Here is a 12,922-nt window from a genome sequence, read left to right as displayed (position 1 = left end):
TTGGGGATCAATTAGGCGTTACATTTAAACCGTGTGTTGAGATGTGAACTATAATTCTTTCATAATTGGGTAACGTTTGAGGTTGCATGATGCCAAAACCGATGACACAGTCACCAAGTCCGGAACCGGAAATTTTACTGGCATGGATTTCTCGATCATGGCGAAGTTGATAGACTAGATGAGATAAGGTGGCATCATTGACGCCTAGTGCATCCATTAGCCCTTGATATGTATTGGCAAGTCGATAAAACGCATTGATATCATAATGTCTCAAACTTTGGTAGGCGGCTTCGGTGGTTTGCCCCATCATTTGATAAAGGTGCTGTAATAATGCTGGTTGATCCTGCCAGTCGGTCGCGACCTTTTCAAGCACTTTTGCGGTTGGGGTTTTGTAGCCACAATACACTAATGAAATCGGAAAATCAGATGTCAGCTTTTGGATTGATTGGTTTTGAGGGTCAAATAGAATAATCCCGCCATGTAAGCTAGCGGCTAAGTCTGTGCCCGACCCGCGACCTTGGATGCTATGAATGAGGTTAAGCCCGATATCAAATAGCGTTTCCAGTGATGCATTTTGCTGGGTAAAGTGATTCAGGCCTCCGAGAGTGGCGGCAAGCACTGCAGCTGAACTGCCTAACCCAACCGTTGAGCTAAAATCGCTTTCAATTTGAATGTTGAGGCCGCTTGTTAACTGGGGTTGATAATGCTGTAAGCAGGCCATAACCCATTTTAAACTCGGGTGCTCCGCCAATGTCTCAGTGTCTGTGCAATGATTTCCTAACGTTGAATAAATACGGATTTGATTATCGTCTCGCGTTGACCAATCGATTGAAATACGATGGTTAAGAGAGCATGCGATGGCTTTGTGTCCATACACCACGCTGTGCTCTCCCATTAGCATTAAATTGGCTGGCGCGCTAGAGGTCCATTTCACATTGACTTCCTTTTTCGCTGAATTTAAGGGGGTAATACTCATAGCCATATTCTTGGCAAAGGGTTTCGGGGGGGTGTTGTGAAATGCACAACACGATGCCTGCCTTTTCCCCGGAGACACTTCCTGCGCCACAGAGTTTAGCTGCACTTTCAGAAGATTGATTCAAGGTGTGAATGAATCGTTGCACGGTGGGTGGCACCACGCCGATCGTTTCCAAAAGCTGCTGGTTGTGTTTGATGGCATCTCTTAACTGTTCGGCATCAGACGTTTGCCAAGCTTGCTCAATCAAATGAGCAACCTTTTTGAATTCTATCCAAATAGCGTGTTGATGATTAAACGCTCGGTGAACCTGATTGACCGCTTGGCCAGTTGTGCTTTCAGGCGCACCTGTATCAATAATCCAGCCATGAAAGTTCTGAGACTGCAGTTGTTGCAGTGGGCTGCCTTGTTGATAACGCAACAAGCCACCTTTTAGAACGGTTGTGGGGTCTAGCCCGCTGGAAGAGCCATGTTGGTGAGACTCAACTTGTTGAGCCATGCTAAGTAATTCAACTTCCGTCAGGGGAAGTTCATGCTGAAAGAATAAGCTTTGCAAAATACTGATGATGACGGATGCGGAGCTTCCGAGTCCTTTCCCAGAGAGAGGGTGAGATTGGATTTTAATCTGCCAATGTCCTGGTCTTAAACGATAGGTGTTATGAAACTGTTGCAGGGTTAATAAGATTAAATCAACCGGCTGTTGTAAAACTGACTGAATGGATAAAGCATGTTTTTCATAGAGTGCATATCGCGTTTCAATTTGAATGACTCGTTCTTGCCAGGCGGAGAGAGGGTACTTTAATTTTTGATTGAAATCGCTGAGCTCAATCTCTAAACAGGTCTGGTCTTGCGGAGAGGTGTGCGGCGTGAATGTCATGTGACACTGGGTCGGTAGGTCAATAGCCATGCTCAATGCTGGCGCGCCAAACAAGACGGCATGCTCTCCGGTCAGAATTAATTTTGCAGGCGTGTGACAAAGCGTTTTCATAGGCATTTCTTTAAGCTGTTTGTATGATTATACCGAATCCACTGAATGAACGTAAAACCCCAACCCAGTTTGTTTTAAAAAGTCGATAAAAATAAAAGAGAATCATTGTTTTCATATTCTTTTCACAATTAAAAATGGAAAAGGTTTTACCCTTGATGGGGTAATCAAAGGCTGTTGGGTGTTGAATTCAATCTCTATTTTTTAACGATTTTTTAGAGATTGATTCGTCACTGGATTTAAAGTTAAATAAACTTGAATCGTACAGCAATTAACATAGACGGATGGTTTTAATCAAGCACGAAGATTGAGATCAACCGGGTAGCAAAACAGTTTAACCCTTGTTATTAAGTTATGTAAAAGGATGGTGAGTATGAATAAGATAAAGCAAATTGCATTGGCTGCATTAATGGGGGCAACGGTAGCCGCTCCAGTACAAGCAGAGGATATGGCGGTGAATGTCAGTCGTATTACCATGGATGTCGCTAACCGAATTGCGGTCGCTTCAATTGAAGCCTGTCGTAAAGAAGGGATTCCAATCAGTGTCACCGTGGTCGACCGTAATGGCATTCCTCAAGCACAATTAAGAGATACAATGGCGCCGCCAGTGTCTTGGAACATCAGTCAAAAGAAAGCCTATACGGCCGTGATGTTCAATGCGAAAGGCTCTCAGCTTAAAGGTCGCTCGCAAAGCCCACTGCAAACAATAGGAGAAGGGTTAGCCTTTATGGCCGGTTCCGTTCCGATTCAAGCTGGCGGTAAGCTTTATGGTGCCATTGGTGTCAGTGGCGCGCCAGACGGGATGGTGGATGAAAAATGCGCCGCGGCCGGTTTGGATGAAGTGAAAATGGATTTGGAAATGATGTGATTTTCGGATTCAAACATCAGGCCAAAATAACCAGGCCTGGTTATTTTTTGATTAAAAGCCGACTTTTCAGTCGGTTTTTTTGTGTCTGAACGCCAATCAAATAAGTAAATCATTTTATTATTATTTTCTTATATTACTGCGTTTTATTGTGTGATAAGTTTTACTATTTTCTTTTAAAACAAGGTGTTAGGTATGTTTTTTGTGTTGTGTAGAAGCTAAGTAAAATTATTTATCGAAACATTAAAAGATTTACTTATAAAAACGTATTAAATAAATTGATTGTTGTCTTCTATAACGTTTAAATAGCGCCTGTCAGTTGCATGGCAACTCTGTTAAATAACATTGGAGAATCAAAATGTTAAATGAAAAAAAATTACACCAAATGATTGAAATGCAAAAAACAGAACAAAAGCTTAAAAAGCAAAAAGGCGCCAGCTTGATTGAGTATGCTTTGATTTTAGCAGCCGTTGTTGGAATTGGTACGGTCTATTTTGGGGATTCAGGATCGATTACGAGCGCGATTAATACAAAATTGGATGCTGTGTCGACAAAAATTAGCGGAACAGGCACCTAACTAATTACATGGTTCCTGAAATGCTTGAAAAGCAAAAAGGTGCAGTCATGCTAGAGGCAGCCTATGTGTTGCCTCTGGTGTTGATTGTCGCGTTATTGTCGGTTGAAGCCGTGAATTATGCTTCTGATTGTTATTCGGCTAATGATGTTTTGGCGAATGTTAACGAAGCAGTATTGCTTGAAGCCAGTGCGGTTTCTTCAGGAGTGACAAATAATTCACCTCTGGTGAACTGCCAGGATCATAAAGTTGTTCCAAATCAAGCGGCAATACAAACCTTGCTGAATACAAATATTCAAAACAGCCAAGTTGGGGGTGCCGGTAATATACCCGATGGGTTTGATTTGAACTGGACAGAGCAAACCGTCTCAGGCTTGTTGGTCTATGTGGTGAACATTTCTTTTCCATCTAAAACCTTGGTGTTGCCTGAGGCAATGGCACAATCCTTTCCAGTAAAGTCCAATACGATTGTCACGCTCGGGTTTAGTTGTTAAGACGCCCTACCCTTTTTTCTCTGAGGAAAAATATGAAACTTAAAACCAGTGATTGGGTGGTTTACGGCATTGCTGCGCTTTCAGCAATTCTGGCCATTGTACTTGTGTACGGCTATGTACAAAATCGAGTTGCAGAAGCCGAAGCCAATGCCGGCACCAAAACCATTACCGTTGTTGAAAAACCGGAATTACATTCCATTGTCGTCGCCAGTCGAGATATCTATCGAGGAGAGCAAATAGAAGCTGATGATGTGAAAGTGCTCAATGTACCAATGGAAGGGTTGGTTGTGAAGGGGGTGATTGTTAACCCTCAAAATGCAGTCGGTCATGTCGCCCATCAAAATATTTATGCGGGTGAATGGATTTTGGCTAAAAAGCTGAAATCAGAGTCACAAAGTCGTGCCCAGAGTGTTGAGGCATTGTTGGATGAAAAGCGGCGTGCCATTCGTTTGCCGATTGATCCGGGGACTGGGTTGTTAGGGATTATCAGTCCAGGAGACCATGTTGATATTATCAGCGTGTTTGAAAGTGCCGACAGCAAACGTATGGTCAGTCGAACCATCCTACAAAATATTTCGGTCCTTTCTATCGGAATTGAGAATCAGATGCGAGGTAACGCGTCGGAATCTGATGACAGTGATAATACATTTTCAAAATCAAACAGGAATCAAAAATCCATGATAGCGCTGGATGTCGATACCAATCAGGCTGAAAAGCTCGCTTTGGCGATGAATGTCGGCGCGATTCACTTGCTGCTAAGAAATTCGGCAGATACCGAGCTGGTTGAAACCAAAGGAGCCAACTTGAAAGTCATGGAAAAAGGTCAACGAAGACCCCCTAAATATAAACCCAAGAAAAAGCGTGACGTAATCGAACTCATGCAAGGCGGTAATGTACAAGAGGTAATTACGCGATGAAACTTTCTCATAAAATTTTAATTCGGTTCATTATCCTGAGTGTACTGATATTCCCTGGCTTTTTAAAAGCCGCTCCGTTACCGGTTTATCATTTAATGGCAACTGAAAGTCAGATCGTAAAGTTTGATTATCCGATTAAAAGAGCGTTGGTAGCAAATCCTGACTTGGCAAGCCTAAAGGTTTTAAATAGTAAAGAGCTTTTAGTCAGCGGGAAACAGGCAGGTAAAACTGAATTAATTATTTGGTATAAACGGGCGCCGAATCAGGTTGGGCGTCATATTGTTTTAAAGGTGGCGCCAGATGCCTCACGACGTGAAGAAATTGAGCAAACCGTTGCCACGCTCATTCGTCAACTAGATCCAGATAAGAAAGTCAGCTTTGTGTTAAAGAATATTTGGATTGAATCCGGTTCTTCTGTGCGTCGAGAGCTGGATAATGTGGGTAATCAAATTGACAATGACTCTACTATCAAGGCGAAAGGTAACGCTAAAGATATCCAACAGGAAACCCAAAAAGCAGGCAGTTTAAATATTAAACCGGTGGCTGGAAACTATATGGTTTTACTGACCGGAGAAGTGCCAAATAAAGCACGCAAAAAGCGGATTCAATCGGTGATTTCAGCTTTAGGGTTGAGCGTGGTCAATATGATTGATGTCACCGGGAAAAGTCAGATTAAACTGTCAGTCAGAGTCGCTGAAGTGGTCAAAGGCAATCCGTTTAAAAGCGGGGTGGCGATTCGGGATAAAAAAGATCGTTTCGGTATTTTCCCCCCGGGAAACCTAGGAACTCAAGCATTATTTAGCTTAAATAATAATCCTGGAGCGGGGAGTATGACTACCAATGCTGATGGTTCGGTAACCACAACAAGTAATGTCACCGCAGGGATAGCTTTTCCTCATCCTGATGCTTTTCAACTCGGATTTAATCCGGAAAACGGTAGTATTTTTGGGGTGTTGTCCTTGTTGGAAGGGCATAACCTAGCGCGCGTGTTAGCCAAGCCAGAGCTGATTGTTCAGTCTGGTGAAACGGCTACCTTTCTAGTCGGGGGCGAAGTTGCTATTCCAGTTTCTCAAAATGAAAATACTATCACAGTGTCCTATAAAGAATATGGCGTTAGACTCCGTTTCAGTCCCATTGTGACCGAATCGGGCGATATTCAGATGACGGTGGAACCGGAAGTGAGTGATATTGATACCGCGAATGGAACGCAAAGCGGCAGCATCGTTATTCCCAGTTTCCGTACACGTAAAACCGCCACCACTGTTACATTGGCACCTGGACAAAGTTTTATTATTGGGGGGTTATTACAAGACAGTATTCGCTCGCAAATCAGTAAGGTTCCAGTATTGGGAGACATTCCTATTTTAGGTGCTTTGTTCCGTTCTTCTTCTTATGTACATGACAAATCCGAGCTGGCGATTATGGTCACTCCGACCTTTGTGTCGCCTGTTGAGGCCGGTAAAAAAGTGACTTTGCCAGGTGAAAACTTAAAAAGACCGAGCAATATGGATGCATTTTTCTTAGGAAAAGTGGCAGAAGTCTTACCTGAAGGTCAAAGTGCGTTGCCAGAATCGAATGTTAAAATTGGCTTGGAGACCGTTGAATGAACCAGCAGATTAATTCAGCATCAATGGCTTTAAAGCATGCAGTCTATATAGGTCAAGATCAAGATTTACTGGAAGCAGTCAGAGTTTCGGTCGTTTCTAAATATGAACTTGAAGAAATGAATGAGATTCCACATATTTGGCCGGATGACATTGACTTGGTGCTAATGGAATTTGATGGCGAAGTTAACCAAACTCTGGAACAGATCAATCAGATCCTTACCTTGTCGAAAGGTGTGAACCTGTATGTGTTGTTAAAAAAGAAAGATGCCGACTTTATTATCGAAGCTAACCATCAAGGGGTTCAAGGATTTATTGAATGCCCCAATGAAGTGTTTCATATTTTGTCGATCTTGCATATGCAGGATCGACGCCGAAAAGGAAAAAACGGCAATGTCTCTTCCTTTTTCAGTTTAAAAGGCGGCGTTGGCTGTACCGCTCTGGCCACTAATATTGCTTCTGAGCTTTCAGACATGACAGAAAACAGAACGGTGCTGGTTGATTTGAATATGCCGTTAGGCGACACTTCTTTGTACTTGAACATGGAAGGAGAACGTTTATATACCTTGACGGATTTTGTGTATAACTTGAACCGTTTTGATGAGAACTTGATTTATAAATCGTTATCACAGCATCAATCGGGGTTGTATTTACTGTCGTTACCGTCTGAAATGGGAGAACTGGACAACCTGAACGCTGACCTAATCAAAACCATTATTCAATCGCTTAGAAAGTACTTTGACCATGTGGTGATTGATTGTTCGTCAGATTTGTCGGATGTGACCTTAAGCTGTTTGGATGAATCGGATAATATTGTTTTGGTGGCAGAACCTTCTTTGTCGTCTTTAAGAGCGGTTAACACTGTGATTAAACTCACTCAACGGCTGGGGTATTTAAAAGAATCGTTGAAGTTGATTATTAACCGAGATCACTCCAACCAGGATGAAATGATGGAAGAAGTCATTGGTGTCATGGATGTCGATCGAACCGTTCGTGTTTATAACGATTATCAAAGTTTTAATGGTTCTTTGAAAGAAGGTCAATTGTTGAAAGCCTTTTCGCCGGATGCCAAAGTGAATCAACAACTGAATGCCATTGCCAATATGCTGCATAATGGCAGCTTTCAAATAGAGCCTGTTTCGACGCAACCTCAAAAACCCGCTTTTCAGTTTATACACGAGTGTCAAAGAGTTCTGGCTAAGTTACTCAAAAAAGTGAAGCCAACAGAGGCAAAAACCGCTTAAATAAGGTAGATAGGTCATGGGAATTCGAGAGCGACTTAGAAAAGTTGAACAGCAACGACATGTTGCTGAAAAAATTGAAAAAAAACAGCAGGCTTCAGAAAAATCAACGGTCGAAGTGGAGACCAAGCCAGCGCAAAACACTTCTTTTTTAGAGATTAAAAACCGTTGTCAGAAGAAAGCGGCTGAAGACGATGCTTTTTACGAAGCCGACAGCCAAGAAACTCGAAAAGAACTGCGTCCAAGGTTGGAAGAGCTGGTACGTGAAGTGGCAGGCGATATAGGGTATCCATTAACGGATATTGAAGTTCGACAACTTAGTTTAGAACTATTGGATGAAATTTATGGTCTGGGACCGATAGAGCCTTTAATGGCGGATCCGAGTGTCTCAGATATTTTGATTAATGGCTATCATCAAATTTATGTTGAACGTCAAGGAAAGCTTGAGCTGACCGATGTCTCTTTTATCAGTGAAGAACACTTACGTAATAAAGTCGATCGTATGCTTTACAGCACGGGACGCCGTGTTGATGAATCGTCTCCATTAGTCGATGCCCGGCTACCTGATGGTTCTCGAATTAACATTATTATTCCCCCTTTAGCGGTGGATGGCATTAGTGTTTCCATTCGACGTTTTCCCGAGCAGCACCTGCGTCCGAAAGATATGATTGCCTATGGTTCGATGACCGAGCAAATGTATGAATTTTTGAATTATGGCGTGAAATCCGGATTGAATATCTTGGTGTGTGGCGGTACCGGTTCCGGGAAAACCACCACATTGAATATGCTCTCGGGGTTGATCCCGGAAGATGAACGTGTGGTCACGATTGAAGACAGTGCCGAGTTGAGAATGCAACAGTCGCATGTGGTTAGGCTTGAAACCCGGCCTGCCAATGCGGAAGGGCAAGGCGAATTGACGCAGCGCGAACTGTTAAAAAATGCACTCAGAATGCGCCCAGACAGAATTATTCTGGGGGAAGTCCGTGGCGGAGAAGTATTAGATATGCTTCAAGCGATGAATACCGGGCATGACGGCTCCTTAGCCACGTTGCATGCCAACAGCCCAAGAGACTGTATTTCGCGTTTAGAATTGATGATTAATTTATCCGGGGTCGATATCCCAGCCGCGTCGATTCGAAAACAAATTGCCAGTGCGATTGACATTATTATTTACGTAAACCGTGGTCGAGAGGGTAAAAGACGCGTTGAATCCATTACTGAAGTGGTCGGTATTGAAGAAGAAAATGTGGTACTGCAGGAAATTTATCGGTTTGATAATAAGGTGGATGTAGCCACAGGGCGTCAATATGGCGTTTTCAAATCATCAGGCTTAAGACCAAGTTGCGGTAAAAAATGCGAGTCAGCAGGCATGGTGTTACCAGAAGATTTGTTTAACTTTGAAAAAGAGGTTTCTTAACGTGTTGGATGGTGGCTTTTTGATTGTGATGCTGGCGATTATTATGCCTTTCATTGTATTGGCGGTGGGGTTTTACCTCAAAGAAAATCGACATAAGAAAGAAGTCTTGGAAAGTTTAATGCAGCGTGTGGGGATTGAAGCAAGCCAAAAACAAAATTTCCGAGCGGCACACCGTGCAACCCAGCAAAAAGATTCCTTACTTCGTTGGGCGGCGTCTCTGCTCAAAAAAGCGGGCTTACAGGATACCAAGATCGTGATTCGTCTTTTAGCGGTGCAGTCCTTGTTACTCTTTTTCAGTGCATATTTACTCTCCACCCGCTTTAATCAACTTGACAGTAAAACGGCTTTCATTGCCATGATATTGCCGTTGCTGCCAATGCTTTTTGTTCTGTTTAAAAAGAAACAGCGACAAAATCGATTACGGCAACAGTTTCCTGAGATGTTGGATGCAATTGTGCGTGCACTTCAATCAGGGTATGGGATTGATGGTGCCTTGAGTATGATTGCAGAAGAATTCAGAGCGCCTTTAGGGAAAGAAGTGAAAGAAGTGAATCGACAATTAACATTGGGAATCAGCATGAGAGATATTTTGCGTGATTTTCAGACCCGAATTGAAATTCAAGAAGCACAATTTTTTGTCGTGACATTAATTATCCAACGGGAAACGGGTGGGCAATTGGCACCGATTTTGGAAGAGCTTTCCCGCTTGATGCGTCGGCGTGAAATGTTTCAAGCAAAGTTAAAAACGTTGACCGCAGAATCAAGATTTACCGCGATTTTTTTGGGGCTAGCCCCTCTAGGATATTTAGGCTATAAGTACTTTTTTGATCCTGATTCGATGGCTTTTTTCTTAAATGATCCCACGGGGCAGAATATTTTGATTATTTCGCTTGGTTTAATGATTTCCGGTGCGTTTATTTTGAAATCAATGTTAAGGATAAAATTTTAATGGTGTGGGTGTTATTCTCCGTCGCGATTTTGTTTTTTACGTCCACGTTATTGGTGGTGAAAACGTTTAAAAAAAGCCAGCAAGCACAAGAAGATATCGAATATCTTAAACTGCGGGTCGGGCTTGTCAATCAATATCAAGCCAGTGTGAATCGTCAGAAAACGTGTCACTGGTGTGCCTTGGGTGCTTTTATTGGGCCTAAAAATGAAAAAGAGATTAACGCAAACCGCCAATTTTTAATGAATGCCGGCTTTCGAGAAGAGCATCATCTCGGCGCCTACTTTTTTATCAAATACGCATTGGTGTTGAGTTCTTTAGTTGTGATGCTGATGCTGTGGAGCTGGTTTCAAATCAGCCCTTTGGCTGCCATTCTGGTGCCTCTGGCATTTTTGCTTTTGCCGGAACGTATTTTGATTTTTTGGGGAAATCACCGATTGAATAAAGTGAATATTGCGTTGCCTGATTTTCTGGATATGGCGAATATTTGTATGAGTGCCGGACTCAGTTACTTAGAGGCTATAAAACGTGTCTCAAAGGAACTGGAAAGTACGTTTCCTGAAATTTGTTATGAATTTAATTTTTTGATAGAACAAATTAAAATCGGTGTGCCGCGGCATGAAGCGTTAAAACAGTTTGCTTTGCGTAATCCTTCAAAAGACATTCAAGATTTGGTGCAAATGCTGATTCAAAACGAAAAATTGGGGAGCCCGATTTCAACGGCGCTGAATGAATTTTCCCGGCGAATGTATAAAAAACGCGAGAATGTGATGGAGGAGAAAGCAGCGAAAGCATCTGCTAAGATGGCAATCGTAATTTTACCCTTTTTAATGCTCCCGTATTTTATGTTGATGCTGGGAGAGCAAATTGTGATGCTTGGAAGAAATTTTTGATGAACAAATATTTGATACTAATGGCTGCATTTTTGTTTTTGTTGAGTGGCTGCTCTTCAGAGCCAAAAAAACTGTCAGGTAAGCCGAAATCGTCTGTGCCGATGGAAGAAGTGAAGCCTTTGGCCAAGGATTTAACAGAAGAAGATGAGTATGAATTTGCATTAGATCTTGCACGAATGAAGATTGAACAAGAACATTATGCAAAAGCCTATTCTTTATTGAAAAAACTGAAGCAATTTAAGCCTGAAGACATTCGAATCTATCGATTATTAAGTACCTATTATGAGAAACAGGGAAACTTGGAAATGGCTTTTATTTCAAGTCAGCAGACCCTTAAAAATCCTTATAAAACCATACAGGATGAGCAAAAATATGCTCGATATGCTTTGTTGAACGAAAACTATGTGGAGGCCGATAAAATTTACCAGGCCTGGCTGGATAGAACAGGTTCTCAGACCGTCACAGTGATTGCGTTAAATAACTTGGGGTTTAGTGCTTTATTACAAAAGGATTTTGACAAAGCACAAAGCTATTTTTTAAGAGCGCTTAAGTTAGATCCTTTGAATGAAAAAGCGCGGAATAATTTGAAATTGATTCAATCAATTCAAACAGATCAGACAAACTAAGGAGTCAGGTATGTCGTTGGGTGTTCGTGAAAAACAAAGGGGGTCCATTACGTTAATGGGGGCGATGGCGATGGTCGCCAGTTTCAGTGCCTTTTATTTGGTGATGGAAATGGGTAATAAGATGATTGAGGATCGTAACTTTACCAATTACGCTAAGTCTCTTGCCCCCATTGCGCTTCGAACAGAACTGGCGATTACGCGTACGATGGTCGAACAAGGGGCTGCCAAAACCTCACAGGATGTCGTCAAAGAATATCTTTCTCAACTCGGTTTAACAACAGGCGGTAGCTTTAGTTTTAAATTAACGTTTGGAAACATGAAATCTTCTGGTAATGGAGAACCGGATATCTTTAATGCTCTTCCAGAAAATGCCGAGAGCCCTAAAATGTCAACGGCATCGGGTGAAGAACCGCCTGTGTTCAGTGCGATCAAAGTGGTACTTGAAGACACAGGGGGAGCGTTAAACTTTCATCCAAAAGGCACCGCAGTCTATGGCTTGAGTTCGGATGCTCAAGAGAGTGGTAATGTAGCGTCTTGCTATTGTGATGTGCGCTATGAAAGCTGCTTGCTAGAAGAGTCAGGTGCTGATGCGGGCTTGATGGGAAGTATAGGGTCTGACCAACGAAAATCTTATTGTGAAACAGGGTATGCGCCCGTTAAAAAGAAGTTCACGATGTTTCCTCCCTTCATTGTTGAGTCTGCCAAATATAGCAGTGTGAACTTATCACCGCAATGGGTCGGAAAACCCTATCAAAATGAAGTAAATGGCAATGCAACTGATGAATCTTCCAATGCTTGGCAAAGAGTGCAAGCCAGTAAACCCATTGAGATCAATAATGGGGTAAATGTTTTTCCGCTAGCCAGTTGGAATGCAGCCGCTACCAGTTGGATCACACCGGCAGACACTTTACGTTCTAATAGTGGTAGTTCAGTCAATGGTTCTTTTTATGTCGGGCGCTCTGCAACTTGCGCACACCCTAGTGGCGGGTGGTTCTTTTTTAATATGTTCTCCAGCATGATGGACTGGTTTTCTGGTGGAGGCACCGATGACTGTCTGGTTTATACAGGGGACTTGAATTACACGCGGGATTATCCCACGGTCATGAAAGCGTTTTTAGACATGGTGGCTTCTTCGACCGATAGCAATGAGTATCTGTACAGTTGTCGCGATTTTGTGGGCATTAAAGAAGCCCGTGGTGGATTCATACAGTGGTTTACCCGATTATGGACCAGCCCATTTGTTGATTGGACCCAGTCTTATGGTGAAACAGGCTGTGTTTCACGTAAGATGCGTTGGTTTGGCCCAGAGAGTTATGGCAATTAAAACATCAATTCAGCAAGATCTAAATAACACAGAGTTTTACGAATAGAGAATTAGAGGAAAAAT

General features: G+C 42.5%; 13 protein-coding genes. 11 read left to right on the top strand and 2 right to left on the bottom strand.

From position 1 onward, the window contains the following. Positions 1 to 7: 7 nt before the first annotated feature. Together P8629_RS04735 and P8629_RS04730 are read right to left on the bottom strand one after the other, a co-directional pair. Positions 8 to 934, bottom strand: coding sequence for a mevalonate kinase family protein (locus P8629_RS04735; RefSeq protein WP_278164945.1), 927 nt, complete (start codon positions 932 to 934; stop codon positions 8 to 10). Beyond that, positions 918 to 1,961, bottom strand: a complete 1,044-nt coding sequence (locus P8629_RS04730; RefSeq protein ID WP_278164944.1) for a mevalonate kinase family protein — start codon at positions 1,959 to 1,961, stop codon at positions 918 to 920. The genes P8629_RS04735 and P8629_RS04730 overlap by 17 nt, the downstream gene beginning before the upstream one ends. A gap of 370 nt (positions 1,962 to 2,331) precedes the next feature. Here P8629_RS04730 and P8629_RS04725 point away from each other — a divergent pair, with 370 nt between their 5' ends. The 11 genes from P8629_RS04725 to P8629_RS04675 all read left to right on the top strand — a co-directional run bounded on the left by P8629_RS04725 (position 2,332) and on the right by P8629_RS04675 (position 12,859). Further along, positions 2,332 to 2,826, top strand: a complete 495-nt coding sequence (locus P8629_RS04725; protein WP_278164942.1) for a GlcG/HbpS family heme-binding protein — start codon at positions 2,332 to 2,334, stop codon at positions 2,824 to 2,826. 355 nt (positions 2,827 to 3,181) lie between these two features. Further along, a complete protein-coding gene (locus tag P8629_RS04720; RefSeq protein ID WP_278164940.1) occupies positions 3,182 to 3,400 on the top strand; it encodes a Flp family type IVb pilin in 219 nt (72 codons plus the stop codon). Positions 3,401 to 3,420: 20 nt separating this feature from the next. Continuing rightward, entirely contained in the window at positions 3,421 to 3,891 is a 471-nt protein-coding gene (locus tag P8629_RS04715) for a hypothetical protein (protein WP_278164939.1), read from the top strand. A 32-nt stretch (positions 3,892 to 3,923) separates the two neighbouring features. Then, positions 3,924 to 4,808, top strand: a complete 885-nt coding sequence (gene cpaB / locus P8629_RS04710; RefSeq protein WP_278164938.1) for a Flp pilus assembly protein CpaB — start codon at positions 3,924 to 3,926, stop codon at positions 4,806 to 4,808. Further along, positions 4,805 to 6,415: a type II and III secretion system protein family protein gene (locus P8629_RS04705; protein ID WP_278164937.1), complete on the top strand. Its 1,611-nt coding sequence runs from the start codon at positions 4,805 to 4,807 to the stop codon at positions 6,413 to 6,415. Before cpaB ends, P8629_RS04705 begins: the two co-directional genes overlap by 4 nt. Continuing rightward, positions 6,412 to 7,656 (top strand): AAA family ATPase, encoded by a 1,245-nt coding sequence (locus P8629_RS04700; RefSeq protein WP_278164936.1) that lies wholly within the window; start codon positions 6,412 to 6,414, stop codon positions 7,654 to 7,656. The genes P8629_RS04705 and P8629_RS04700 overlap by 4 nt, the downstream gene beginning before the upstream one ends. Before the next feature lie 16 nt (positions 7,657 to 7,672). Next, the gene (locus P8629_RS04695; protein ID WP_278164934.1) at positions 7,673 to 9,070 is read left to right on the top strand and encodes a CpaF family protein; all 1,398 of its coding nucleotides are present in this window, start codon (positions 7,673 to 7,675) and stop codon (positions 9,068 to 9,070) included. Beyond that, positions 9,051 to 10,019, top strand: a complete 969-nt coding sequence (locus P8629_RS04690) for a type II secretion system F family protein (protein WP_278164932.1) — start codon at positions 9,051 to 9,053, stop codon at positions 10,017 to 10,019. Before P8629_RS04695 ends, P8629_RS04690 begins: the two co-directional genes overlap by 20 nt. Continuing rightward, entirely contained in the window at positions 10,019 to 10,909 is an 891-nt protein-coding gene (locus P8629_RS04685; RefSeq protein WP_278164930.1) for a type II secretion system F family protein, read from the top strand. The genes P8629_RS04690 and P8629_RS04685 overlap by 1 nt, the downstream gene beginning before the upstream one ends. Beyond that, complete coding sequence (locus P8629_RS04680) at positions 10,909 to 11,535, top strand: tetratricopeptide repeat protein (RefSeq protein ID WP_278164928.1); 627 nt, start codon at positions 10,909 to 10,911, stop codon at positions 11,533 to 11,535. The genes P8629_RS04685 and P8629_RS04680 overlap by 1 nt, the downstream gene beginning before the upstream one ends. A gap of 10 nt (positions 11,536 to 11,545) precedes the next feature. Then, positions 11,546 to 12,859, top strand: coding sequence for a hypothetical protein (locus P8629_RS04675; RefSeq protein WP_278164926.1), 1,314 nt, complete (start codon positions 11,546 to 11,548; stop codon positions 12,857 to 12,859). Positions 12,860 to 12,922 lie beyond the last annotated feature (63 nt).

It is taken from the genome of Hydrogenovibrio sp. 3SP14C1 (assembly GCF_029625905.1).
Classification (GTDB): domain Bacteria; phylum Pseudomonadota; class Gammaproteobacteria; order Thiomicrospirales; family Thiomicrospiraceae; genus Hydrogenovibrio.
This window is presented reverse-complemented; position numbering and strand designations above follow the sequence as displayed.